Annotated in this window: 22 protein-coding genes and 1 tRNA gene; 12 read left to right on the forward strand and 11 right to left on the reverse strand. The window is 55.1% G+C overall.

The window, feature by feature from the left end:
- Positions 1–56 precede the first annotated feature (56 nt).
- Entirely contained in the window at positions 57–1,094 is a 1,038-nt protein-coding gene (locus AC2CF9_RS12065) for an acyltransferase family protein (RefSeq protein ID WP_039381595.1), read from the reverse strand.
- A gap of 242 nt (positions 1,095–1,336) precedes the next feature.
- Complete coding sequence (locus tag AC2CF9_RS12070) at positions 1,337–2,413, reverse strand: EpsG family protein (RefSeq protein ID WP_223810705.1); 1,077 nt, start codon at positions 2,411–2,413, stop codon at positions 1,337–1,339.
- A 490-nt stretch (positions 2,414–2,903) separates the two neighbouring features.
- On the opposite strand from AC2CF9_RS12070, the gene AC2CF9_RS12075 reads away from it, so the two are divergent.
- Positions 2,904–3,647 (forward strand): alpha/beta hydrolase, encoded by a 744-nt coding sequence (locus AC2CF9_RS12075; RefSeq protein WP_370513342.1) that lies wholly within the window; start codon positions 2,904–2,906, stop codon positions 3,645–3,647.
- 43 nt (positions 3,648–3,690) lie between these two features.
- Here AC2CF9_RS12075 and AC2CF9_RS12080 read toward each other — a convergent pair whose 3' ends face one another.
- Entirely contained in the window at positions 3,691–4,686 is a 996-nt protein-coding gene (locus tag AC2CF9_RS12080; RefSeq protein ID WP_150017831.1) for an acyltransferase, read from the reverse strand.
- A 203-nt stretch (positions 4,687–4,889) separates the two neighbouring features.
- Here AC2CF9_RS12080 and glyQ point away from each other — a divergent pair, with 203 nt between their 5' ends.
- Both glyQ and glyS read left to right on the forward strand, forming a co-directional pair.
- On the forward strand, positions 4,890–5,801 hold the full coding sequence (glyQ, locus tag AC2CF9_RS12085; RefSeq protein WP_150017832.1) for a glycine--tRNA ligase subunit alpha: 912 nt from the start codon (positions 4,890–4,892) through the stop codon (positions 5,799–5,801).
- Positions 5,802–5,810: 9 nt separating this feature from the next.
- A complete protein-coding gene (glyS, locus tag AC2CF9_RS12090) occupies positions 5,811–7,880 on the forward strand; it encodes a glycine--tRNA ligase subunit beta (RefSeq protein ID WP_150017833.1) in 2,070 nt (689 codons plus the stop codon).
- A gap of 57 nt (positions 7,881–7,937) precedes the next feature.
- On the opposite strand, the gene AC2CF9_RS12095 is transcribed toward glyS, so the two are convergent.
- Together AC2CF9_RS12095 and fdhE are read right to left on the reverse strand one after the other, a co-directional pair.
- A complete protein-coding gene (locus tag AC2CF9_RS12095) occupies positions 7,938–8,549 on the reverse strand; it encodes a glutathione S-transferase (protein ID WP_484557120.1) in 612 nt (203 codons plus the stop codon).
- A 48-nt stretch (positions 8,550–8,597) separates the two neighbouring features.
- Complete coding sequence (fdhE, locus tag AC2CF9_RS12100; RefSeq protein WP_150017835.1) at positions 8,598–9,524, reverse strand: formate dehydrogenase accessory protein FdhE; 927 nt, start codon at positions 9,522–9,524, stop codon at positions 8,598–8,600.
- 297 nt (positions 9,525–9,821) lie between these two features.
- On the opposite strand from fdhE, the gene fdhD reads away from it, so the two are divergent.
- From fdhD to AC2CF9_RS12115, 3 genes are all read left to right on the forward strand, one after another.
- Positions 9,822–10,646 carry a formate dehydrogenase accessory sulfurtransferase FdhD gene (gene fdhD / locus AC2CF9_RS12105; protein ID WP_150017836.1) on the forward strand — a complete coding sequence of 275 codons (825 nt, stop codon included), beginning with the start codon at positions 9,822–9,824 and terminating at the stop codon, positions 10,644–10,646.
- A gap of 149 nt (positions 10,647–10,795) precedes the next feature.
- Entirely contained in the window at positions 10,796–11,413 is a 618-nt protein-coding gene (sodA, locus tag AC2CF9_RS12110; RefSeq protein ID WP_039381619.1) for a superoxide dismutase [Mn], read from the forward strand.
- Between the two features lie 184 nt (positions 11,414–11,597).
- Positions 11,598–12,560 (forward strand): VirK/YbjX family protein, encoded by a 963-nt coding sequence (locus AC2CF9_RS12115; RefSeq protein ID WP_484557121.1) that lies wholly within the window; start codon positions 11,598–11,600, stop codon positions 12,558–12,560.
- Between the two features lie 6 nt (positions 12,561–12,566).
- Here AC2CF9_RS12115 and AC2CF9_RS12120 read toward each other — a convergent pair whose 3' ends face one another.
- The 5 genes from AC2CF9_RS12120 to AC2CF9_RS12140 all read right to left on the reverse strand — a co-directional run bounded on the left by AC2CF9_RS12120 (position 12,567) and on the right by AC2CF9_RS12140 (position 17,952).
- A complete protein-coding gene (locus tag AC2CF9_RS12120; protein WP_065647847.1) occupies positions 12,567–12,929 on the reverse strand; it encodes a YibL family ribosome-associated protein in 363 nt (120 codons plus the stop codon).
- Between the two features lie 89 nt (positions 12,930–13,018).
- On the reverse strand, positions 13,019–13,564 hold the full coding sequence (gene mtlR / locus AC2CF9_RS12125; protein ID WP_175540444.1) for a mannitol operon repressor MtlR: 546 nt from the start codon (positions 13,562–13,564) through the stop codon (positions 13,019–13,021).
- Positions 13,565–13,627: 63 nt separating this feature from the next.
- Entirely contained in the window at positions 13,628–14,776 is a 1,149-nt protein-coding gene (gene mtlD / locus AC2CF9_RS12130; RefSeq protein ID WP_150017838.1) for a mannitol-1-phosphate 5-dehydrogenase, read from the reverse strand.
- 93 nt (positions 14,777–14,869) lie between these two features.
- A complete protein-coding gene (locus tag AC2CF9_RS12135) occupies positions 14,870–16,804 on the reverse strand; it encodes a PTS mannitol transporter subunit IICBA (protein WP_150017839.1) in 1,935 nt (644 codons plus the stop codon).
- 431 nt (positions 16,805–17,235) lie between these two features.
- Complete coding sequence (locus tag AC2CF9_RS12140) at positions 17,236–17,952, reverse strand: DUF3053 domain-containing protein (RefSeq protein WP_108570086.1); 717 nt, start codon at positions 17,950–17,952, stop codon at positions 17,236–17,238.
- A 699-nt stretch (positions 17,953–18,651) separates the two neighbouring features.
- On the opposite strand from AC2CF9_RS12140, the gene AC2CF9_RS12145 reads away from it, so the two are divergent.
- On the forward strand, positions 18,652–18,948 hold the full coding sequence (locus AC2CF9_RS12145) for an HTH-type transcriptional regulator (RefSeq protein WP_039381633.1): 297 nt from the start codon (positions 18,652–18,654) through the stop codon (positions 18,946–18,948).
- 41 nt (positions 18,949–18,989) lie between these two features.
- On the opposite strand, the gene AC2CF9_RS12150 is transcribed toward AC2CF9_RS12145, so the two are convergent.
- Positions 18,990–19,583 (reverse strand): HD domain-containing protein, encoded by a 594-nt coding sequence (locus AC2CF9_RS12150; protein WP_150017840.1) that lies wholly within the window; start codon positions 19,581–19,583, stop codon positions 18,990–18,992.
- A gap of 60 nt (positions 19,584–19,643) precedes the next feature.
- On the opposite strand from AC2CF9_RS12150, the gene AC2CF9_RS12155 reads away from it, so the two are divergent.
- The 5 genes from AC2CF9_RS12155 (at position 19,644) to dppA (ending at position 25,215) form a co-directional block, all read left to right on the forward strand.
- Positions 19,644–20,108 (forward strand): MarR family winged helix-turn-helix transcriptional regulator, encoded by a 465-nt coding sequence (locus AC2CF9_RS12155; protein WP_484557122.1) that lies wholly within the window; start codon positions 19,644–19,646, stop codon positions 20,106–20,108.
- 73 nt (positions 20,109–20,181) lie between these two features.
- Entirely contained in the window at positions 20,182–20,610 is a 429-nt protein-coding gene (locus AC2CF9_RS12160; RefSeq protein WP_484557123.1) for an organic hydroperoxide resistance protein, read from the forward strand.
- A gap of 260 nt (positions 20,611–20,870) precedes the next feature.
- Positions 20,871–22,562: a kdo(2)-lipid A phosphoethanolamine 7''-transferase gene (gene eptB, locus AC2CF9_RS12165; protein WP_150017842.1), complete on the forward strand. Its 1,692-nt coding sequence runs from the start codon at positions 20,871–20,873 to the stop codon at positions 22,560–22,562.
- 122 nt (positions 22,563–22,684) lie between these two features.
- A tRNA-Pro gene (locus AC2CF9_RS12170) sits at positions 22,685–22,761 on the forward strand.
- An 843-nt stretch (positions 22,762–23,604) separates the two neighbouring features.
- Positions 23,605–25,215 carry a dipeptide ABC transporter periplasmic-binding protein DppA gene (dppA, locus tag AC2CF9_RS12175; RefSeq protein ID WP_484557124.1) on the forward strand — a complete coding sequence of 537 codons (1,611 nt, stop codon included), beginning with the start codon at positions 23,605–23,607 and terminating at the stop codon, positions 25,213–25,215.
- Positions 25,216–25,235 lie beyond the last annotated feature (20 nt).

The raw sequence follows: 25,235 nt of genomic DNA on the forward strand, positions 1-25,235 counted from the left end.
CCATTCTCTTTACCCCACCGCAGGTCAGGCCACCCGAAGGTGGCCTGCTGGCTGATTCAGTCGCGGGCAGCAGCCGGCGGTACGATAGAAGGCGGTGTATGATGCGCCCGCTTCAGGAAACGGCTCTCCAGCAGGGTCCATGAGGTCCATGCCAGCGCCAGAGTGATGACGATGGTCAGCAGCAGGCCAGCAAAGGCGTTAGCGCTGAATACACCGAAGTGCTGCAGTACCTGAATAATCGGCCAGTGATAAAGGTACATGCCATAAGAGAGATCGCCAAACTGGCTGATTTTTATCTCACGACACAGACTGGTACAGCAAAAAATCACCACTGAAGAGAACGCGACCGGCTCAATAAGAAATGCATACTCGCTGCGTTTACACAGCAGCCATGCCGCCATCGATACCAGCGTAATCAGCTTCAGCCGATCAAAAGCGGGCTTGTGTATCGCCAGCAGGCTGCCAAAGAAAAAGTACGAGGAGAGGGCGACAAACTGCTTCGCCAGCGTATCTGCTTTGGGGCCGCTATAGACAGAGGTGAAATAGAAGAACCAGGCGCAGGAGATGATGAAAATGGCGCCCCAGACTTTCAGCGGATTACGCTTCATCAGCGGAACGATAAACGGTAACAGCACATAGAGCGTCAGTTCTGCTTTGATTGTCCAGAGTGAGCCATCCATCGGCTGGTTTGGATTATCGGTAAACACACCCGGCAGCGAAGCCTGAATAAAATTCAAAAAGGTAAAGTTTGCCACCAGGTACTTAATAGTTTCACGATGTTTCAGAAAATCCATTAGCGGCAACGTCGTCAGACACAGGCCAATGGTAAAACACATCAGGATAACAAATATATAAGCGGGCAGGATGCGCTGGGCGCGCTTAATAAAATAAGAATTCAGTGAGCGGCTTCTTAAGTAACTTTTTGCAATAAGAAATCCGCTTATTGCAAAAAATCCTTTCACAGCAAAATCGCTATTCAGATAATGTGCAAGGAAACGAATATCGGCATTTCTGGTGACTTCAGCTGAGTGTACCAGCAAAACGATAAAGGCGAGCGAAAGCCTGACAATATCAAAATTATTTTTTTCGTTCATATCAGCATTCTTTTTAATGGGATAACCACGCGCTGTAATACTAATTAAAGCGCCTGTGCCGGATGGTGTTCTGATTAAAAGCGTTAAGCTCTGCCGCGGCAGATGTAAACTATTAGAGTTTTAAACGATAGAAAAATCAAGCGATGTATAAGCGCGGCAAGATATTCAGAATTTCCCTGGCATAGTGGAAAACAGCGGTTATAAATAAAAAACGCTAACCAGTTGGTTAGCGTTTTTAACAATTAACGGAACAGCTGGAAGCTGCGCGAAACCTCGTAGCCGACGATCGATTGCTTACTGGCCATGGTGTTGTAGTAGAGATAGTAGAGCACCATCAGCACGGTTATCGCTACGGCGATGACCTTTCTCAGCTTTTTGGTTTCCCAGATACAGAGTGAAATCAGCACCGGTTCAACCTGCAGCAGGTAGTTTGCCAGGCGGCCACCAGAGGCGTAGTCCTGCAGCGCCATACGCAGGCCACTGCCGATGGCAAACGTAATTGCCAGAATATAGTAAGTGTTAAATTTTGCCGGGTCGGCGTTTCTGATTTTATCGCTCAGCAGCATGTAGCTGAAGATAAAGACAAAGCCAATGTTCTTCAGGTTCGAGAGCGTGAGAATACCCTGCTCCTGACGCGACTCTGCATCGGCATAGCCCATGGCCCTGTCGCCCAGAGAACCCAGATGGCTGGAGAGCGCGGAGATCAGTGCTGAGCTGCCCATAAAGGCCAGCGGCAGGCTGATAACGACGATCGCAATCGGCACATATTTGTTTTTGCGGATAATCATCGCTATCGGAATAAGCAGCGCGACAATGGCCGTGGCGTGGCAGAAAAACGACAGCAGAAACGTGGTCACCATACCCGATTTACTGCGACGCGACATATGCCAGACAAAGCCGAGCAGAAACGCGGAGCAGAGACCAAAGCGGATCTGGTTCATATCTTTGTTGATAAACAGGTGCGCCGAGTAGACGGCCAGTGCGACCAGCGGCAGCGGCGTCAGCTTGCGGAAGTAGTGCGCGTTAACGCATACCGCAATGAAGGCGATAACAAAGATAAAGATGTCAGCATTGGCCGTAAATATGCGCGTTGCACCGGCAATCGCATAAATAGCAGGCTCATAGCGAAACTCGACCACAGCGCGCCAGAAGCCTTCGATAACAATTTTATCGAGAAACTGTGCATAGAAGTCGCGATACTGGAAGTCATCAAGGCCGGTTCCCAGGCCACGGATGCCGCCAAAAGTAAAAAGTACTACAACAGCAATAAAATAAAGCCACGTCCTGATATGTGCTGTGTTTTCATTTTTACTTAACATGATTTCGACAATTGCGACGAAAGTCAGGCTAAGACTTATGATCCAGTAAATTCCCATGGTCACAGATTCTTATAGTTTAAAATGCACTTATAACATAGGGCTATGTTTTGGTAAACATGAGAAAAGTCTAATTTTTCCTGGCCCGGTATTTTATCAGATTACTGCCGGGATTATTATTCATCCGCTTTCTGCTATTTTCAAATTCTGCTGCTGATATTTTTCCTTTTCAGAGAGTTGCCGATCCGCAGTGGGAAAGAAAAGGCCGAGGCTAAAGTGCGTTTGTAACTGTTTTTATTAATAATATGGAGCCAGAAGAATGATCCTTTTTCGCCTGATAAGCGCGTTTTTACTGCTTTATCTTCCGCTGGCCTTTGCCTCTAAGGAAATTCCTATCTGGCCGGGCGAAAACATAACACAGAATAAATTTATTAATTTCAGTAAAAATCCTGCTGATAATAATCGTGCTGTTACGCAGGTTAATTCGCCGGAAATGATTTACGTAGCGCCTGCGGGAAAAAATAATCACACAGCCGTGCTTATCATTCCCGGTGGGGGATTTTCTTATATTATGAAAGATCTTGAGGGGCTTAATATCGCCACGCTATTAAGTCGTCAGGGTTATACGTCCTTCGTTCTTCTTTACCGTATGCCGCACGACGGCACCGCACAGAATCGCCTGGCGGCCTTTGCGGATGCGCAGCGGGCACTGCGACTTATCCGGGCTAACGCCCCACAATATCATATTGCTGCCGATCGTATTGGCGTGATGGGTTTTTCCGCGGGGGCTTATCTGGCCGCGAATCTCAGTAACGATCCGCAGGCTGATAACTATCCGGTACAGGATGCGCAGGACAGCGTCTCAGCCCGTCCCGACTTCACTGCCCTTATCTATCCGGTACTGTCGCTTAAGGATGGCGTAACGCATCCGGGCACGCGCGCCGCCATGTACGGCAAAAACATCAGCCCGCAGACCCTTCTGCAGCAGTCGCAGGAAGCGCGCGTCAGCGATCGTACGCCGCCGACGTTTCTCGTTCACGCGCTGAATGACGGCACGGCTTCAGCGCAGAATACGCTGCTGATGTTTGCCGCGCTGCGCGAGCATAAAGTGAAAACAGAAATGCACCTGTTCCAGCAGGGCGGGCACGGTTTCGGTACCGGACAAAAACTGAAGCTGCCGGTAAGAAACTGGCTGACGCTGTTTCATGACTGGCAGAACACGCTGACTGACCGGTAACAGCCAGCGTGCGCGATGAGCTCTGACGAGCCGGACAGCGCTTTCAGCTGACCAGTTGCCGCGTATCGATGCGCTTCAGCACCATCGCCAGCAGCAGGCTGCCCAGCAGCGTGACGCCAAACACCCACGGCAAATCGAGCCAGGGGCGTGACATATCGTCGTAATGGTGAGTACGCAGATAGTGAATAAACAGCGCGTGAAAACCATATACCGGCAGCGAATAGCGAGAAATGGTCGCCAGCAGCGGCAGCGGCCGCTGGTTCAGGCTGTTTTTAAACAGAACCAGCAGGCTGATGGCCGCGATAAAGACCAGCGGCCCGCAGTAGAGATACCAGGTGTCATTAAAGGCACCGTTGATTTTCAGCAGCTGCTTTGTACCGAGTGCAATACCCAGCACGCAGGCGATAAAAACGCCCCCCGCCAGCCAGCCGATCCGGCGGCCGCCCGTCTCCATACAGCCGATAGCGCGTCCGAGCAGGGCGTATAACAGGTAATAGATGCTGTCGCCACTGACATAGAGATTAACCGGCAGCCAGCGAAAAGAGCCCACTGACTGGCTGACCGTATTCGGGTTTGCCACCACCGCCAGCACCACCACCAGCAGCGCCACATAGCGTTTTTGCACCGTTTTGACCTGGATCAGCGGCGAAAGCAGGTAGATACCGATAATCGCAAAGAAGAACCACAGGTGATAAAACACCGGCTTCTGCAGCAGCTTCATGATGGATCGGCCTTCACTGATCGGCGTCAGCCAGGTGATATACGCCAGCGCGACCGCGCTGTAGAACAGCAGACAAAGCACAATGCGTATCAGATGCCGCGCCTGTGCGCTGCGCTCGCCAAAAAACAGGTAGCCTGAAATCATAAAGAACAGCGGCACGCAGACGCGCGAGGCGGCGTTCATCAGGTTAGCCACATCCCAGGTTATGCCGGTGACCGCCATCGGTCCGGTGATATACCAGGTCGTGGTATGGATCACGATCACCATCAGGCAGGCGACCGCACGTAAGTTGTCGATCCAGCTAATTTTTTGCGGCATGGGATCCTCGCGTACAGATGGTGCGAGGAAGGGTAGCCGCTGTGCCGCCACTCAACAACATCTGCCGCCGTAATTCAGATCCCTCTGTGCGGCAAAAGCGCGCGCGGCCCGCACAGCCTCAGGATTTCCGGCTGCACATTGCCCGGTCAAAGGGTATACTGTCGAACTCTTTTTAATTCACCCGTATCCCGTGCGAATTCAACATGCAAAAGTTTGATACCAAGACCTTTCAGGGCCTGATCCTGACCTTGCAGGATTACTGGGCGCGCCAGGGCTGCACCATTGTCCAGCCGCTGGACATGGAAGTGGGCGCCGGCACCTCACACCCGATGACCTGCCTGCGCGCTATCGGCCCGGAGCCGATGGCCAGCGCCTACGTGCAGCCTTCACGTCGTCCGACCGACGGACGCTATGGTGAAAACCCCAATCGTCTGCAGCACTACTATCAGTTCCAGGTGGTGATCAAGCCTAACCCGGACAATCTTCAGGAGCTCTACCTCGGCTCGCTGAAAGCGCTGGGTATCGATCCCACTATCCACGATATTCGTTTCGTAGAAGATAACTGGGAAAACCCGACGCTGGGCGCCTGGGGCCTCGGCTGGGAAGTGTGGCTCAACGGTATGGAAGTGACGCAGTTTACCTACTTCCAGCAGGTTGGCGGCCTTGAGTGCAAGCCGGTCACGGGTGAGATCACCTATGGCCTGGAGCGTCTGGCGATGTATATCCAGGGCGTGGACAGCGTCTACGATCTGACCTGGAGCGACGGTGCATTTGGCAAAACCACCTACGGCGATGTGTTTCATCAGAACGAAGTAGAGCAGTCGACCTATAACTTCGAATATGCCGACGTCGGTTTCCTGTTCAGCTGCTTTGAGCAGTATGAGAAAGAGGCGCAGCAGCTGCTGGCGCTGGAGAAGCCGCTGCCGCTGCCAGCCTATGAACGCATTCTGAAAGCGGCCCACAGCTTTAACCTGCTCGACGCGCGCAAGGCGATCTCCGTTACCGAACGCCAGCGCTATATTCTGCGTATTCGCACCCTGACGAAAGCCGTGGCGGAAGCCTACTATGCGTCACGCGAGGCGCTGGGTTTCCCGATGTGCAACCGTAATAAGTAAGAGGCAGCCATGACCGATAAAACTTTCCTGGTGGAAATTGGCACCGAAGAGTTGCCTCCGAAAGCCCTGCGCAGCCTGGCGGAAGCTTTTGCTGCACACTTTACTGCCGAGCTGGACAGCGCGGGCCTGACGCACGGCGAAGTCAGCTGGTTTGCTGCTCCGCGCCGTCTGGCGCTGAAAGTCGCAGCGCTGGCGGCGGCGCAGCCCGATCGCGAGATTGAGAAGCGCGGCCCCGCCGTCGCGGCTGCGTTTGACGCAGCGGGTAACCCGACCAAAGCAGCAGAAGGCTGGGCGCGCGGCAACGGTATCACGGTCGATCAGGCTGAGCGCCTGAGCACCGATAAAGGCGAATGGCTGGTGCATCGCGCCGCGGTGAAGGGTGAGCAGGCCAGCGCGCTGCTGCCGGCAATGGTCACTACCGCACTGAGCAAGCTGCCGATTCCAAAACTGATGCGCTGGGGCGCCAGCGATGTCCAGTTCGTGCGCCCGGTGCATACCGTGACGCTGCTGCTGGGAGACGAGCTGATCCCGGCCACTATCCTGGGCGTGCAGTCAGCGCGCACCATTCGCGGCCATCGCTTTATGGGCGAGCCGGAGTTTACGCTGGAGCACGCCGATCACTATCCGCAGCAGCTGCTGGCGCGCGGCAAAGTAATGGCTGATTACGCTGAGCGTAAAGCAAAAATCAAGGCGGATGCGGAAGCGGCTGCACAGCAGCTGGGCGGCGTCGCCGATCTCAGCGACAGCCTGCTGGAAGAGGTTGCATCGCTGGTAGAGTGGCCGGTGGTGCTGACCGCAACGTTTGAAGAGAAGTTCCTGGCGGTGCCGGCGGAAGCGCTGGTTTATACCATGAAAGGCGATCAGAAATATTTCCCGGTCTACAGCCCGGAAGGAAAACTGCTGCCGAACTTCATCTTCGTTACCAACATTGAGTCAGGCGATCCGCAGCAGATCGTGGCCGGTAATGAAAAAGTTGTGCGTCCCCGTCTGGCGGATGCGGAGTTCTTCTTCAACAGCGATCGCAAAAAGCGTCTGGAAGATAATCTGCCGCGTCTGGAGACGGTGCTGTTCCAGAAAGAGCTGGGCACGCTGCGTGACAAGACCGACCGCATTCAGGCGCTGGCAGGCTGGATCGCCGCGCAGACTGGTGCAGATGTCAATCACGCGACCCGCGCCGGCCTGCTCTCCAAGTGCGACCTGATGACCAACATGGTGTTTGAATTTACCGACACCCAGGGCGTCATGGGTATGCACTACGCCCGTCATGACGGGGAAGCGGAAGATGTGGCGGTAGCGCTCAATGAGCAGTATCAGCCGCGCTTTGCCGGCGACGCGCTGCCTTCTAACCCGGTGGCCTGTGCCGTCGCGATTGCAGACAAAATGGATACGCTGGCGGGCATTTTTGGTATCGGCCAGCATCCGAAAGGCGACAAAGATCCCTTTGCGCTGCGCCGTGCCGCGCTGGGCGTGCTGCGTATTATCGTCGAGAAGAATCTGCCGCTCGATCTGCAGAGTCTGACCGAAGAGGCCGTGCGCCTCTACGGCAGCAAGCTGAGCAACGCGAAAGTGGTTGATGAAGTGATCGACTTCATGCTGGGTCGCTTCCGTACCTGGTATCAGGAAGAGGGCCACAGCGTTGATACTATTCAGGCGGTACTGGCGCGTCGTCCTACCCGTCCGGCAGATTTCGATGCGCGCATGAAAGCGGTATCGCATTTCCGCACGCTGGAGGCAGCCTCAGCGCTGGCGGCGGCTAACAAGCGCGTGTCGAACATTCTGGCGAAAGCCAGCGATCCGCTGAACGACAGCGTGCAGGCATCGCTGCTGAAAGAGAACGCGGAGATCCAGCTGGCGACCTTCGTCACTGCGCTGAGCGATAAGCTGCAGCCCTGGTTTGCTGAAGGCCGCTATCAGGATGCGCTGGTGGAGCTGGCACAGCTGCGTGAAGCGGTGGATAACTTCTTCGACAACGTTATGGTTAACGCAGAAGATGATGCCGTGCGCGTGAATCGTCTGACGCTGCTGGCACAGCTGCGTCAGCTGTTCCTGCAGGTGGCAGATATTTCCCTGCTGCAGTAAGCGGCAGCAGGCTGCGGTAACGAAAGGGACGAGCAATCGTTCCTTTTTTATTGCCGTTTAACCTGCCGGCGGCACGGTACGGGCGAAGCTCTCGCGCTGAAACAGGGTTTCCGCCAGCCTGACCAGCGCCGGGCGGTTTACACACCAGTTCGGCAGCACGCGGCGAAAATTCAGATAGCCAATCATACAGCCGGTCGCGATATCCGCCAGATTCAGGATACCGGTGTTGATCAACTCCGCTTGCGCCGCAGCCGCCTCCAGCGCATCCAGACCGCGCTGGATTTTTTCGCGGTTGCGCAGCAGCACCTCTTCAGACTGCTGCGCGCCGGGCCGCATCTGTTCCCGCACAATGGTCACCGCCGCGTCATTAATACCATCAGCCAGCTTTGCCAGCTGGCGTACCTGCAGTGCGCGCAGCGCATCATCAGGCAGCAGGGCGGGCGCTTCATCACGCAGTTCAATAACCTGAGCAATGACAGAAGAGTCGTACCAGGTTAATCCGCGCTCGTCGATCAGAGCCGGTACTTTTCCCAGCGGATTATAGTGGGGCACCTGGCTATCTTCGGCCCAGGGCGTATGGTTGATAAACTCAAATACGATGCCCTTTTCCAGCAGGATAACTGAAATTTTGCGCACGAACGGGCTGGTATAACTGCCTATCAGTTTCATCAAAGCCTCCGTATAAAACGCGGTACGTAGCGGTAACGCCCGGGCCAGCTATTCGCCGGGAAACATAAATGGATTCAGGCTACTGCGGGCAAACCCTTCCTGCTCCATGCGCGCATCCAGCACCAGCGACGCCAGGTCGTCGGCAACAGGCTCTACCGCCGGATCCCGCTCCTGGCAGAGCAGTTTCATATAGGTGCCGCAGTCGCCGCAGCTCTCTGCATGAACGGCAGCCTGGTGATTATCGAGCGACCAGACGTGCAGATCGCGCGTCTGCTCGCAGTTGCAGCATCTGTCACTGGCGACGTGCCACTCACTTTCGCACAGGTTGCAGTGCAGGTAGCGCAACCCTTCCTGCGCCACATCCATATGCACCAGACCGGTAACCGGAACGCTGCCGCAGACCGGGCAGAACTGCCGGTGATCGCCCTGTTCCGTCCGCACCTTGCCGGGTATCATGGCGGCCATCTGCGCCCAGTACAGCGACAGTGCTGCCCAGATAAAAGGCGATTTGTCGCTGCTGACCCGGCTAAATTCCCCGGCCAGCAACGCGCCGGCAAGCGTTTCCAGCTCGCTGGCGGACGATTTTTCCAGGTTCTCCAGCACCGCCAGCGCCTGGCCGCTCATCTCCGGCTTGAGTTCTGCAATCAGTGAATGCAGCAGCTGCTGCCAGTGACGATCGCGCGGATAGTGGCGAATATCAAGCGGCGGCTCATTCCGCTGCGCGCTTTCTTCAAGACGCGGACGCAGATCGAGCCGCAGCGGATGGTCATACAGCACAATCTCCTGCGCCTGAGCGATCACCGCAGCAAAGCGCAGATAGTCGCCCAGCGGATTTTTTGCCGCCAGATGGCGCAGGCGGGCAGCGCGACGGCTATAGAGATTTTTCAGCCGGGGAAACAGCAGCGGCGGGATCTGTTCCGCGGTCTGCGGTTCGCGTGTTTCCGGCTGATTCTGCGGAATAATGCGAATACTCATCAGGGAACACCTCTATTTTCTGGCGATAACGCTGCCAACAATGAAAGCAGCACGACTACGCTGATGATAGCAGCCTGACGCTCAGGCGGCTGGCTGACGGACGATTAACTGCCGGTGACGGCAGCCGGAGGGAGAGGCGATTCTGTGACCGCTGCGGGCCGCAGCCAGAGGGCCAGCACATAAGTTGAAGAAAAATTTTTGGCCGACGTTCATGCTCAACCTCTGAACCGGCAGCCGGTATAGCGTCCAGGCCGTGAGGCCCGCCGCTTTCGATGAGTGCAATAAGAGACAGATAACGTGACAGCAAAACAGCAGGCAGGTGAGCAACCTGTGAAAACGATCGCTGGCGTAAGCCAGGCTGAAGTGTGGCAGCGCCGGACACCGGAAACGGCCGAAACTGACTGGCTGGCACAGGAGGTGCCGGTAGCGCTGGTCTACAACGGCATCTCACATGTGGTCATGATGGCAACGCCTGACAACCTTGAGGCATTTGCGCTGGGTTTCTCGCTTTCAGAGGGGATTATTGAACAACCGGCTGAGATCTATGGCATCGATGTGGTGCCGGGCTGCAACGGCATTGAAGTACAGATTGAACTCGCCAGCCGCCGGTTTATGGCGTTAAAAGCGCAGCGCCGGGCGATGGCGGGGCGAACCGGCTGCGGCGTCTGCGGCGTTGAGCAGCTGGATCAGATTGGTAAGCCGCTGCAGCCACTGCCTTTTACCCAGACGTTTGACCTGGCTCAGCTGGATAGCGGGCTGGCGCGATTGCGCGACTATCAGCCGGTGGGCAATCTTACCGGCTGCACGCACGCGGCTGCCTGGCTCTCACCAGAGGGATTGCTGCCGGGCGGCTGTGAAGATGTCGGGCGGCACGTTGCGCTGGATAAGCTGCTTGGGCTGCGCAGTCAGCAGGGATGGCAGCAGGGCGCAGTACTGGTTTCCAGCCGCGCCAGCTATGAGATGGTGCAGAAGTCCGCCATGTGCGGCGTGGAGATCCTGTTTGCGGTCTCGGCCGCCACCCAGCTGGCGGTAGAGGTAGCGCAGCGCAGCAATCTGACGCTGGTAGGCTTCAGTAAGCCAGGACGGGCAACGATCTATACCCACCCGCAGCGGCTGCGCTAGCCGGTTGAGGCCGCTGAACCGCAAATCCTTATGATTTCTACGGCATTGATAACCCTTTTATGGATCATGATTTTAACTATAATGATCCCACTGCTTACGCGGCACACTGGTAAGGTGATGCTGCAAAACATTAAATGGAGAGGAAGAACATGAGTTATTCACTGCCATCCCTGCCGTACGCCTACGACGCACTGGAACCGCACTTCGACAAGCAGACGATGGAAATCCATCACACCAAACACCACCAGACCTACGTAAACAACGCTAACGCAGCGCTGGAAGGTACCGAATTCGCCGATCTGCCGGTTGATGAGCTGATTACCAAACTGGATCAGCTGCCAGCAGACAAAAAAGGCCCACTGCGCAATAACGCTGGCGGCCACGCTAACCACAGCCTGTTCTGGAAAGGCCTGAAAACCGGCACCACGCTGCAGGGCGACCTGAAAGCGGCGATCGAAAAAGATTTCGGTAGCGTTGAGAAATTCCAGGAAGAGTTTGAAAAAGCAGCGGCTACCCGTTTCGGCTCTGGCTGGGCGTGGCTGGTGAAAAAAGGCGACAAACTGGCTGTGGTTTCCACCGCTAACCAGGACAACCCGCTGATGGGCGACGCGATCGCCGGTGCGTCTGGCTTCCCAATCATTGGTCTGGATGTGTGGGAGCACGCTTACTATCTGAAGTATCAGAACAAGCGCCCTGACTACATCAAAGCGTTCTGGAACGTAGTGAACTGGGACGAAGCAGCAGCGCGTTTTGCTTCAGCAAAATAATCAGCGCGGATTTCTGCGTAAAAAACCGGTGCGATGTCGCCGGTTTTTTTTATCTGCGTCACGGCAACCTAAACCCCGGCTAAACAGCAAACCGTTTAGTGCCGGCGGGGCGGGGTCATTAACGAATCGTTGAAGCGGCTGTGCTTAACATTGCAGCAGGTTTTTTCGAGACGTTAAGCTCCTTATGACAACAATTACCCACACTGAATCGGGCAATCTCTCTTCTTCAGCGCTGTTTTTTCCGCTGATCAGCGGCAAACTTCGCCCTGATAATCTCTGGCACAGCGGCCGCTTTCGTACCAAATTTGCGTTGCGATCGGCGCTCTATCCGTTTACCACGCTGACCTACTTGCAGCAGCTGGCACAGCTGCCCTTTTTGCCGCAGCTGATGGCCAGCCAGGGCCTGCTGCCCGCTAAACCGCATCGTCCCTATCTCTGTTCGCGGTTTAACGTGGCGCAGCGCGCACGCGCTATCGTGCAGCACTACCAGCATGTTGCACAGCTGGATAATCCCGCTCTGCGTCAGCTGATGCTGAATCCGGCCGGGACGCCTGTTGCACAGCTCAGCGGTAAAAATGAAGAGCAGTTTACGATTGCCTGTAGCTCCGGCTATTACGATCGCGAAGGTGAGCTGACGCTGACGCTGCACTATCAGAATATGCTGCTGGCCTCCCTCTCATTCTCGCTGATTGGCGAGCCGCAGCGGTGTACGCTGTTTATTGGCGGACTGCAGGGGCCGCGCAAGCATATTCCGTCGGAGGCGATCCGCGAAGCGACCAAAGCGGCGCACGGTCTGTTTCCCAAGCGCGTGCTGATGGAAGCGCTGTTTCTGCTGGCAGAAGCGTGTGGAGCAGAAGCGATAGCCGCCGTTGGCGACACCACGCATGTGTTTCGCAGCCTGCGCTATCGACACAGTAAAGGGGATAAGTTTTTTGCCAGCTACAGTGAGTTCTGGCTGTCGCTGGGTGGCGAGGAGCGGGCCGACGGCTGCTTTACGCTGCCGCTGCAGATGGAGCGCAAAGCGCTGGAGGAGATAGCCAGTAAAAAGCGCGCCGAATACCGCCGGCGCTACACGCTGCTCGACAGCCTGAAAGAGCAGGTTCAGCAGGCCGCCGGCTGCGCTCAGCGCGCAGACCGTGCAGCCTGAACAGCCTCAGAACGGCTGTTTTGCGTAGCCGGTCATGACTTTCAGACCCATTTCACGTCCCAGCGCGGTCATCGGATGCACCACAACCAGGCCGCGCACGCTTTTCTTCAGCGCACCCATGTTGGCCTGCTCTTTTTTCGTGATTTCACGGCTGAACGGCAGCTGCTGCAGCTGCTGCGCCTCTTTGCTCAGCTTTTCATCACGTACGCCGCGCAAACGTTCAATCTCCTGCACCAGCGTCTCTTTCTCTTTCAGCAGCGCACCCAGCTTTTCAGCGTCACCCGCTTCCAGCAGCTGGGGTTCTTTGCGGTTCAGTGCGTCCAGCTGATCGCTGAGGCGTTTGATCTCGGCTTTGACTTGTTCTTTCATTGGAAAAACTCATTAAGGAAAACAGGGAAAGGATACATTAATTTAGGCCGGGCGGGCAGTACGACTGTTCGATGTACCGCTGCCTGAGGTCAGACAGCGGGCTTTTTGAATGCCTGCTTGTGCGAAATACGGGAAATAAGTTCGGTCAAAGAGAGCACCATGGTGGATCGCACCATCTGCAGATAACGCTGCTGCTGCATAATGCGCAGCGCCTCATCATCGCGGGTAAAGTCGGGCTGTGGCGGCCAGGCGACCACGCAGTGCAGTTCACTGAACGGACCCAGCACCTCGTCATCGGTAAAGCGATAGTCGCTGGCGTCGTGGTTCAGCTCTTCGCGCAGCGTCAGCAGCAGTTCGCAATCTTCATACTCCTGCCGCGTAATCACGCCCAGTCCGTAAACAAGCTTAAGACGTACCGACAGCTCGCCCAGCGGCCCGTCTCCCAGCAGCAGCGGTTCGACGGCGTACCTTACCGCATAATCATCTTTGCGAAAAACCTGCAGCACCAGCAGATTAACCGCTTCTGCCAGCAGTTCAACCGCAGCAATCAGAAAGCTTCTCACCGAACGACCGGCGTTCAGGCGCTCAAGCACCTGGTTTTCAAAAGCCTGCTTCTCTTCCATCATTGCCTGCATCGTTCAGCTACCGTCTGCGGGCGCAACCCTGTTGCGCCCGGTTTGCTCACCCGGGGGCGCGCATTATGCCATAGCGCTGTAAGCGCTCACCACAGCCTCTACTGCCTGACTCTCCGGCTCCAGTCCGGAAATTTTTACCAGCGTCTCTGCAACGCCCTGTTCCGCGATCAGCGTGGCCAGCTCCTGCGCCTGCGGATCGGCATCGCTGCGGTAGTGCATCGCGGCTGCGATCCCCTGCACCAGATTATCGTGCGGCAGCTGGTACTCCAGCGTGCCGAGCAGCGGTTTGATCAGGCGGTCGCCTGCGCTCAGCTTGCGCAGCGGCTGGCGGCCTACGCGCTCGACGTCATCTTTCAGGTAAGGGTTCTCAAAACGGGTAAGGATTTTGCTGATGTAAGCCGCATGTTTTTCTGCGTCAAAACCGTAGCGCCTGATCAGAACCGCACCGCTCTCCTGCATGGCTCCTTCGACCACGGCGCGAATGCGGCTATCCAGGATCGCATCGCGAATGGTTACATGGCCCGCCAGTTTGCCCAGATAAGCGGTAATAGCGTGCCCGGTGTTAAGGGTAAAGAGCTTGCGTTCAACAAACGCCATCAGATTGTCGGTCAGCTCCATGCCAGGGATCGCCGGCAGCGCCCCTTTAAACTGCGTTTTATCAACAATCCATTCGCTGAAGGTCTCCACCGTCACTTCCAGCGGATCGCTGCTGCCCGCTTCAGAAGGCGGGACAATACGATCCACGGCGGAATCGACAAAGCCAATGTGCGCTTCTGCCCAGGCGTGATGCTGCGCCGGCAGCGCTTTCAGCACATGCTGCTTCAGCTGACTGGTGCCGCGCACCATATTTTCGCAGGCGATGATGTTAAGCGGTGCGGTATTACCCCGATCGTGACGGGCGATCAGACCCTGCGCCACGCTGCCGGCAATACGTTCCAGGATCTGCGGTCCGACGGCAGTCGTGACCAGATCGACTTCAGCGATCAGCGCAATGATGTCATCGCTGGTGCTGTTAACGGCGCTGACGCCAGTGACCGTCTCCGTTTTCGCCTGTTCGCCAACAACATGAACCGGATAGGTGTGACGGGCGTTAAGGGCATCCAGCACAACCTGATTGACGTCAGCAAAGACCAGCTCGATGCCGGCATCGGCCAGCAGTTTGCCGATAAATCCGCGACCAATATTGCCTGCTCCAAAATGTAACGCTTTCATAAAATTGACCCATCTCAAATAGCGAAAGGGCGGGCATTTCCGCCCCGGACACAGGGCGGGCCTGCCCGCCCCGGGGAAAAAACTGCTGACTGATTACGCTTTGACGCTGCTGCCTGAGAGCAGATCCAGCACTTCCTGCACGCTGCGGGTCTGCGCCAGTCGTTCAATCACGCTCTCATCATCCAGCGCGTTGGTCAGGCTGGTGATCACCTGAATGTGCTCATTGTTGCGGGCCGCAATCCCGATTACCAGGCGCGCTACCTCATCCGGCTCATCGCCAAACTGTACGCCTGCCGGATACTGACAGAACACCACGCCTGTCTTCAGCACGCGATCTTTCGCTTCTACCGTTCCGTGCGGAACCGCAATCGACTCACCCAGATAGGTCGGCGTCAGCTTTTCACGGGCCAGCATCGCCTCAACGTACTCTGGCTGGACATAGCCACCTTTTACCAGCTGCTCACCGGCAAAGCGGATCGCCTGCTCTTTGTTGCTGGCGCTCAGATCGAGGAAGACGTTATCCGCCCCGAGCTTAAACAGGTGCGTATTCTCGTTATCAAAGCTGTCTGCCAGCGTTGACTGCACCGTTTCGCGATGCGCCACGCTGCGGTTTACCGTAACCAGTCGCTCGGTCAGGTTGGTGTAGAGCGCGCTATCAAGGAAATTATTCAGCGAGATATGCTGCGCCTGCGGTGCCTGACGCATCGCCCGTTCCGTAAGATCGCGGTGTGTGATCACCAGGTCAACGTCACCCGGCAGCGCGTTAATAGCGCTGTTCGTCACCGAGACATTGGTGAGGCCTGCATCCTGCACTTTTTTGCGCAGCACGCCGGCACCCATGGCGCTGGAACCCATACCGGCGTCGCAGGCAACGATGATTTTACGCACGTGGCTTACGTCTACGCTGTTAGCGTCAGCTACCACCGGCGCGCCTGCAGCCGGCTGACCTTTAGACTGCGCTTTCATGTCACGCATACGCTGGGTCGCCGCTTCAATATCTTCATCTTCTTTCACTTTGCTGGTTTTCAGCAGGATAGAAGAGACAACAAAAGAGACGGCAAAAGCGGCCACGATAGCGGCAACGTTAGCAAAATAGGCGCCTTTTGGCGTCATCGCCAGCACCGCCAGGATAGAACCCGGTGACGCCGGAGAGACCAGGCCGCCATTCAGCAGCGTCAGCGTAAATACGCCGGTCATACCGCCCAGGATCACCGCCAGCAGCAGGCGCGGTGCCATCAGCACATACGGGAAGTAAATCTCATGGATGCCGCCGAGGAAGTGGATAATAGCGGCACCGCCCGCTGACTGTTTGGCACTGCCGCGACCAAAGATCATATAAGCGACCAGCACGCCCATGCCCGGGCCCGGGTTAGCTTCGATCAGGAAGAAGATCGATTTACCCGCTTCGCTCGCCTGCTGAATACCCAGCGGCGAGAAAATGCCGTGGTTGATGGCATTGTTAAGGAACAGGATTTTCGCCGGCTCAACAAAAATAGAGGTCAGCGGCAGCAGGTTGTTCTGCACCATCAGGTTAACCCCGGCGGCGAGAATGTGCGACAGCCCCTGCACCAGCGGCCCAATAGCCAGGAACGCCAGCAGCGCCAGCAGCATACCGATGATGCCGGCGGAGAAGTTATTCACCAGCATCTCGAAACCGCTTTTGATCTTGCCGTCAACGGCCCGGTCAAACGCGCGGATTGCCCAGCCGCCCAGCGGTCCGGCAAGCATCGCGCCGAGGAACATCGGCATATCGGCACCGACAATGACGCCCATTGTCGTAATGGCACCGACCACGCCACCGCGATCGCCGCCGACCAGACGGCCGCCGGTGAAGCCGATCAGCAGCGGCAGCAGATAAGTGATCATCGGACCGACGAGTTTCGCCAGCGTTTCGTTCGGGATCCATCCGGTTGGAATAAACAGCGCGGTGATGATACCCCATGCGATAAACGCACCGATGTTAGGCATCACCATATTACTCAGAAAGCGACCAAAGCTCTGCACTCTGACCTTGACTGATGAGGACATAAACCCACCCCTTATTGAGACGCGCTGCAATAAGAGCGCGCATTTGTTTTTGTTGAGACGTTACGGCGGGGGCCGTGGCATTACTGTATGCAGGCGGACTCTAGCACTTGTTCAGGGGCGTGCGTAGCGTCCGGAATTAGTGTGATCCATATCACGTAAAAGCGGGGTGAACAGGGGGGTGTAATGTGACTCTGGTCACACAAAGCTGGAATAAAAAAGCAGCGGCGCCGAAAAATCCAGCAAAAAAACGGGTTTTATGTGATAAACCTCACTCTTTGGTAGTGCGGGTTTATTGCGGAAGTGTGATTCGTGTCACAAAGAATTTCTGATCATAATTGCGCCAGATCACAGGCGGGCAGATAAAGCGCCAGGCTGCTATAACGTCAAGCGCAGCGAGAACCGGGCAGTAGTAATACTGCCCGTAACCGGCATTACTGCCAGGAGCCCTGTACGGCGTTTTGTGCCTGCGTCAGCGCCTGCGCGTTTGCAGAGAGCTCGCTCATCAGCGCATTGTACCGGGTCGCCTGATCCTGCGTCGGGAACTGTACACCGCCATCATTAAACGTGACGCGCGTTCCCTGCGATTGCAGATAGTCACCGGTCTGCACAGCGCTCTGGCTCAGCGCCTGCAGCTTGGGCAGCAGCGGGATCAGCGTGCCTGCCGGCTGTGTAACCACTTTTGCATAGGCTGCGTCATACGACTTTTTCAGATCGTCGGGCTGTTTAAGTGTCGCCTTGCTGCTGTCAGCCTGCATTTTCGCGCTCTGGATCTGCTGCGTCAGAACGCTGAGATTGCCGCTCACCTGGCGCAGGGTATCGCGGCGGGTCAGATAATCCTGCGGAACGCGAATTGCAGCCAGCTCATCCACGACCGGACGCATACCCTGTTCCGTGGCCTGACTCACCTGCTGAGAAAAGCCATACAGAATGGCATAGTCACTGGCGTAGTTACCGAAGGTCTGCTTCTGGTTTTCACTCAGTGCTGGCAGATGTTCACCGCTGCGCATCACGGTATTTTGCAGAAAATCGTTAAACGCCTTACGCTGATCGCCCTCTTTGTCACCGCAGGCGGTGAGTTGCAATACGATCAGCGCGCTGGCGAACAGCATGCCGGTGCGCATCCAGATGCGGGAAGTTCCTGACGCCATGTTTCAACTCCTGTCGTGACAAAATGGCAATGTGTGAATCGCTGAGAATGGTCCTAAAGAATAGTGCAATGGCCTGGCCTGCACAATGACCGAAGGCGTGCAGTGTGATGCTCTCTGGTCAGCGCGCCCGCACGGCACAGCAATCGTCAGCTGTGTGGCAGACCGCTGCCACATTTCAGTTCCTGACCAGCGTGCAATGTGAAGGAGTGCACGCAGTAAGGCTGGCATGATTCATCATCTTTCCTTAGATATGCACCAGACGGGTGCGTTTCTGCTCTATTATTGAACATTTTGCAGACAAAAATGCGGCAGCGGCGGTGCGAAACGCCTGCAGGGAGCGAAATGCAAATCTGGCGCTATTTTTGCTTTATTCAGGTCAGGGATCAGAGTGTGACAGACAGCAACTTTTTACCTGACAGGCACTTAAGAGTTACTGCAGGTTTTAGCCATAAGCAAGATGAAAAAATAATCAAAAAACAGACGGCAATTCCTGAATTCTGACCCATACTAAGAAACCCGGCAATTGTTGCATTGCGCTGACACATTCGCAGTGTCCAGCAGGCTGTGTCCCGTAACGGTTTTATAACTCTAACGTCCAAACCGCTGCGGGATGCAGCCTGATAAAGCCTGGTTTCAGCATCATTTGATGCTTACCTCTCTACTTTCACGTGCTTCATAGTGAGTTTTAAGGAGTTCTCTATGGAATTAAAAGATCCAATGGTTGAATTACTCAGCAGTCTTGAGCAAATTGTTTTGACACGTGATGCTAAGCCTTCCGTATCAGATATTGCACTCAACACGGTGTCAGTTCCCGAGCCACAGCGTTTACGTGAGATGACCGGCATGCAGGTGGATGAGTTCGCCCGCGTGATGGGGGTGAGCGTCTCATCAGTAAAAAGCTGGGAAGCGCAGCGCACGCGCCCCTCCGCTACGGCGCGCAAATTGATGAAGCTGCTGCAGGCGAATCCCTATCTGGGACGGCAGCTGCTTGAGTAATACAATTATCGGTTCTCCGACCCGCCTGCACGGCGGGTTTTTTATTCCAGCGTTTCAAATTTAGCCGCCTGACGGGCAAACCAGCTTTCCGGAACGTTATAGGGAGGCTGCGACAGCTGCTGCAATCCCTGTTTAATATTCTGATGCGCCTGCTGCCAGAGCTGTTTATCGCCCTGCAACAGCAGCTGAATCTGCACCTGCTTCTCGATCAGATAAACGCGCGCAAAATCCGGGTCAAACTGCACTATCGCGCGGGTATTATCGATAATATCTGCCAGTTTAATTGTCTGCGCTTCGGGCGAGGCGTCCGCCGTATGCCGGAAATGAGCCAGCTTGCGCGCCGCACGGTTTCTGGCCTGCGGCTGGGCGCTGTCGGTCAGCATCGCAACCAGCCCGGCCACGCGCTGGCCAAACTGCTGTTCAATATCCTGTAGCGTGCTGGATGTGTCTTCTACCGTATCGTGCAGCCAGGCAGCTGCCAGCATCTCTTCATCATCGGTGACGCTGCGAACCAGTTCAGCCACTGCCTGTGGATGAACGATATAGGGCTCATCGGTGTATTTACGCCGCTGGCCTGCAGCCGCATGAAGCTCAGTAGCAAAGCGACGCGCCTGCTCTTCCAGTGAATCCTGCATCTTCACTCTCCCGTGAAAAGTAGCTTGCAATTATCTAGCGCGCTATCTATATTGATCTGCATGAACAGTAATCAAGATGGCAAAAAAGTGAAGCGGCCGCCACTCCAGGTTGATCAGCATCTCTGTTTCGCACTCTACTCGGCGAATCTGGCCATGCATAAGGTCTATCGTCAGCAGCTGGCGGCACTCAATATTACCTATCCGCAATACCTGGTGATGCTGGTGCTCTGGGCGCAGGATGGAGTCACGGTATCAGAAATTGGCGAACAGCTGTTTCTTGATTCCGCGACGCTGACGCCGCTGCTTAAGCGGCTGGAAACAGCCGGGCTGGTACGCCGGCAGCGTTCACGCCAGGATGAACGGCAGGTCGTGGTGACGCTGACCGATGAGGGGCGCGAGCTACAGGCGCGCGCTGCTGTGATTCCGGAAGCGGTGCAGTGTGCGACGGCCTGTGACACCGGGACGATGACAGCGCTGAAAGAGCAGCTTGATATGCTGCGAACCAATCTGAACCGCGCAGGCTGACTGCGCGGATAGAAAAGCATTTACATGGGCGCGGATAAGTAGCGCGCTATTATATAGCGAACGGAGATAAAGTATGTCTTTAGAGAAAGTGGTTTATACAGCTAAAGCAAAAGCAACCGGTGGCCGTGACGGACGTGCAACCTCTTCTGACAACGTACTGGACGTTAAGCTGGGCGTGCCGAAAGAGATGGGCGGAGCCGGTGGCGAGGCGACTAACCCTGAACAGCTGTTTGCGGCGGGCTATTCAGCCTGTTTCCTCGGCGCCATGAAATTTGTTGCCGGTCGCGACAAAATTGCGATGCCAAAAGAGGCGTGGATTGAAGGTAAAGTTGGCATCGGCCCGATTCCGACCGGGTTTGGTATTGAAGCGACGCTGAATATCCACCTGCCGGAGATGGATGCTGCAGAAGCCCAAAAGCTGGTCGATGCTGCACACATTGTGTGCCCTTACTCTAATGCCACCCGCGGCAATATCGACGTGACGCTGAACATCATTAATTAAGCACGCACGCGGTTAACCGGGCTCCTGCGGGAGCCTTTTTTATTCGCCCGCTTTTAGCCCGCACAAAAAAATCTGGTCTTACCATTGGTTAAATGTTCTACTGCTGCGCTTAACACGGCATCGCAGTTATTTTCGGTTCAGATTCGTCCCGATCCTGCTCGATACGTCACGCTTTTCCATTCTCAAAGCGAACCTTGCTGTCTGAACAGAGTCACAGGAACGGTGATAAATCGACACCGGGTCGGGAACAGAAAATTTAAATGAATTATATCAAAAGCTTAACTCAGCAGAAGCTCTCTCTGCTGCTCGCACTTTATCTTGGCATCCTGCTAAACCTGCCAATTTTTTACCGCCGCTTTGACGGCTTCTTAACCAGATCAACCCCGTCCGACTGGCTTTCTGCTGTTGCTGAAGTCACGGCCGCTGTTTTGCTTACCTTTTTCCTGATGCGCCTGCTCTCGCTGGGTGGAAAATGGGCTTACCGCGTGCTGGCCAGTCTGCTGGTGGTGATTTCCGTAGCCGCGGCATATTACATGACCTTCTTTAATGTCGTGATTGGCTACGGCATTGTGGCTTCGGTTATGACAACCGACATCGATCTCTCTAAAGAAGTGATCGGTCTGCACTTTGTTGTCTGGATGGTGCTGGTGAGCGCGCTGCCGCTGCTGCTGATCTGGCGCAACCGGCTGCGTATGACGCTGATTGAGCAGCTGAAAACGCCGGGACAACGCCTGAAACCGGTAGCCATTATGCTGCTGAGCGTGGCGCTGGTATGGCTGCCGATCCGCTACTTTGACAAACTGCAGAAAACGCAGGAAGAGATCACGAATATCGATCTGCCCAGCTATGGCGGGGTAGTGGCACACTCTTATCTGCCTTCTAACTGGATTGCCGCTCTGGGGCTGTTTACCTGGACTAAAGTGGATGAAAAGCTGGACAGCGAAGCGCTGTTCGATCCGGCGAAAAACTTTACTTATGTGGCACCGGCAGGCATTGATGACACTTACGTCGTGTTTGTGATCGGTGAAACCACGCGCTGGGATCATATGGGGATGCTGGGCTACGATCGCGATACCACGCCAAAGCTCTCCAAAGAGAAAAACCTGGTGGCGTTTCGCGGTGAGTCCTGCGACACCGCAACCAAGCTCTCGCTGCGCTGCATGTTTGTTCGCGAAGGCGGCACGATGGATAACCCGGGTCGCACCCTGAAAGAGCAGAACGTATTTGCCGTTATGAAAGAGCTGGGTTTCACCTCTGAGCTGTTCGCCATGCAGAGCGAGGTCTGGTTTTATGATAATGCCGATGTGAATAATTTCTCTTTCCGCGAACAGATCGGCTCTGAAAAGCGTAATCAGGGTAAAGCGGTAGACGACATGCTGCTGGTGCCGGAACTGCAGGCTTCCCTGCAGCGTTTCCCGAAAGGCAAACATCTGGTGGTGCTGCATACCAAAGGCTCACACTATCTTTACTCGCAGCGCTATCCCCGCAGCTTCGCGCGTTATCAGCCTGAGTGCATGGGCGTGGATGACACCTGCAGCAAAGCGCAGTTGATCAACGCTTATGACAACTCCATTTTGTATGTGGACTCGATGCTCGACAGCGTGCTGGATCAGCTGCGTGATAAAAAAGCGCTGGTGTTCTATGCGGCGGATCACGGCGAGTCGATCAGTGAAAATATGCACCTGCACGGGACCCCACGTGAGATGGCGCCGCCGGAGCAGTTCCGCGTGCCGATGATGGTCTGGGCGTCCGATAAATATCTGGACGATCCGGTTAACCGCAGCAACTTTGAGCGGCTGCAGGCGCAGCAGCGTGTCGGTAAAACGCATCGTCACGTTGAGCTGTTTGATACCATACTGGGCTGTCTGGGCTACACCTCACCCAATGGCGGTATCAATCCGGCAAACAACTGGTGTCAGGCTCCCGCCGCTAAAGCACAGAGCAATCTCTGACCGGTATGCCCGCGCTGAGATCGCTTTCCCGGCGCGGGTTGCCTGCTTTTCAGGCAATCAGGCAGCTTTAAAGGGAAAAGGGATTGACGCTGTAAAGGCGCAGCAGTAATATTCGCCCCCATCGGCGAGTAGCGCAGCTTGGTAGCGCAACTGGTTTGGGACCAGTGGGTCGGAGGTTCGAATCCTCTCTCGCCGACCATCATTTAAGAAACCTGCTTTGCGAAAAGCAGGTTTTTTTTCGTCTGTCGTATTTGCACTCTCAGGGGGAAATACGCGACCGCTCCGTAAAGACGCTGTCCCGTCTCTGATTGTCCGGCACACGCCATCTATGACGTGTGACGCTTTACTCCACGACTCCGCATTTCACCCTTTATCCGGCTTCGGCGATGACTGAGGATTTACTGACCTTTTCTGAACCAGACTCACATTCCGGCAGCGATCAGGCAAAGTCATCAATTTACGCATTCCATTAATCATTACCGGGATAAACCTTATTATCCCTCAACACCGCTCTTCATCCCTTGCTGCATCAAAGCACCTCTCTTAATTCGCGACACATTCTGCTTATGACCAGCTTTTGCTTTTTGCTGATTTCTTATGCCATTACGCCAGCATATTTCGCTGCCTGAACGTCATAACGCACGGGGAATCGTTCATATATTCAACATTTACCGACAACTTTAAGATGTTTTTTAACGGTGATAATCACTGTTATCTGACGCAAGCGCCAGATAATCCAGCGGTATCGAACGCTTTTTCACCGCTTTATATATCGGTTTCTCTCTCTAATTCTCTTTTTTATCGTTGCTTGCACTTACTCACACTCTGTGTAAATAACCCCACATTGTATTGACGTTCGTTGCAACTGTTGACAAATTGATGCCTCAGTAAGATGTAGAGACGGACGCATCTGGCTGGTTTACCCCGCCAGGGCAATAACAATAACCGCTCACATTCTGGTCGCTGTCAGACCTGCCCGTACCGCATAAAAAAATCAGAGGACGGGCGATGCACACAACATCACATCACAATGGAGCAAAACATGATGAACTCCCGGGCTAAATCCAGGATGCTGAAGGCCGGTCTCAGCCTGATTGCGATGACCGTCGCTGCCGGTGTTCAGGCGAAGACCCTTGTCTACTGTTCAGAAGGCTCGCCGGAAGGTTTCAACCCGCAGCTCTTTACCTCTGGCACCACCTATGATGCCAGCTCGGTCCCGATTTATAACCGTCTGGTTGAGTTTAAAACCGGCACCACTGAACTGCAGCCAGGCCTGGCTGAAAAGTGGGATGTCAGCGAAGATGGCAAAACCTACACTTTCCACCTGCGCCAGGGTGTGAAGTGGCAGAGCACGAAAGATTTCAAACCGACGCGCGAGTTTAACGCCGATGACGTGGTGTTTTCATTTGAGCGCCAGCTCGATAAAAACAACAAATTCCACGGCGTCTCTGGCGGCAGCTATGAATATTTCGAAGGCATGGATATGCCGAAGCTGATCGGCAAAATTGAAAAAGTTGACGATCACACCGTGCGTTTCACCCTGACCCGTCCTGAAGCGCCTTTCCTCGCTGACCTCGGTATGGACTTCGCTTCTATTCTTTCCAAAGAGTATGCGGACAACATGCTGAAAGCAGGCACGCCGGAAAAAATCGACCTCAATCCGGTCGGCACCGGTCCGTTTGTACTGCAGCAGTATCAGAAAGATTCGCGCATTCTCTACAAAGCGAACCCGGACTTCTGGGGGACTAAACCAAAAATCGACCGTCTGGTCTTCTCTATTACACCAGATGCGTCAGTGCGCTACGCCAAGCTGCAGAAAGGCGAGTGTCAGGTGATGCCTTATCCGAATCCGGCGGACATCGCCAGCATGAAGAAAGACAGCAAAATCAATCTGATGGAGCAGCCTGGCCTGAACGTGGGTTATCTCTCATTCAATACAGAGAAAAAGCCGCTGGATAACGCCAAAGTGCGTCAGGCGCTGACCATGGCGGTCAACAAGCAAGCGATCATCGATGCGGTCTATCAGGGAGCAGGGCAGGCAGCGAAAAACCTGATCCCGCCAACCATGTGGGGCTATAACGACGAGATCAAAGATTACGCCTACGATCCGGAAAAAGCCAAAGCGCTGCTGAAAGAAGCAGGCATGGCGGATGGCTTCTCTATCGATCTCTGGGCAATGCCGGTGCAGCGTCCATACAACCCGAACGCGCGCCGCATGGCGGAGATGGTTCAGGCGGACTGGGCGAAAATTGGCGTAAAAGCCAAAATTGTTACCTATGAGTGGGGCGAATATCTCAAGCGCGCCAAAGCAGGCGAACACCAGACGGTCATGATGGGCTGGACCGGCGATAATGGCGACCCGGATAACTTCTTTGCCACGCTGTTCAGCTGTGCAGCGGCAAAAGATGGCTCCAACTACTCCCGCTGGTGCTACAAGCCGTTTGAAGATCTGATTCAGCCGGCGCGTGCAGAAGCCGATCACAACAAACGTATTGCGCTCTACAAGCAGGCGCAGGTCGTTATGCACGATCAGGCCCCGGCGCTGATCATTGCACACTCGACCGTCTATGAGCCTGTCAGCAAGAAAGTGAGCGGTTATGTGGTTGATCCGTTAGGTAAGCATCACTTCGAAAACGTCGATATTCAGGAATAACCCTTTCGGATTATCACGGT

The sequence above is a fragment of the Pantoea sp. SYBGC1 genome (assembly GCF_057197005.1).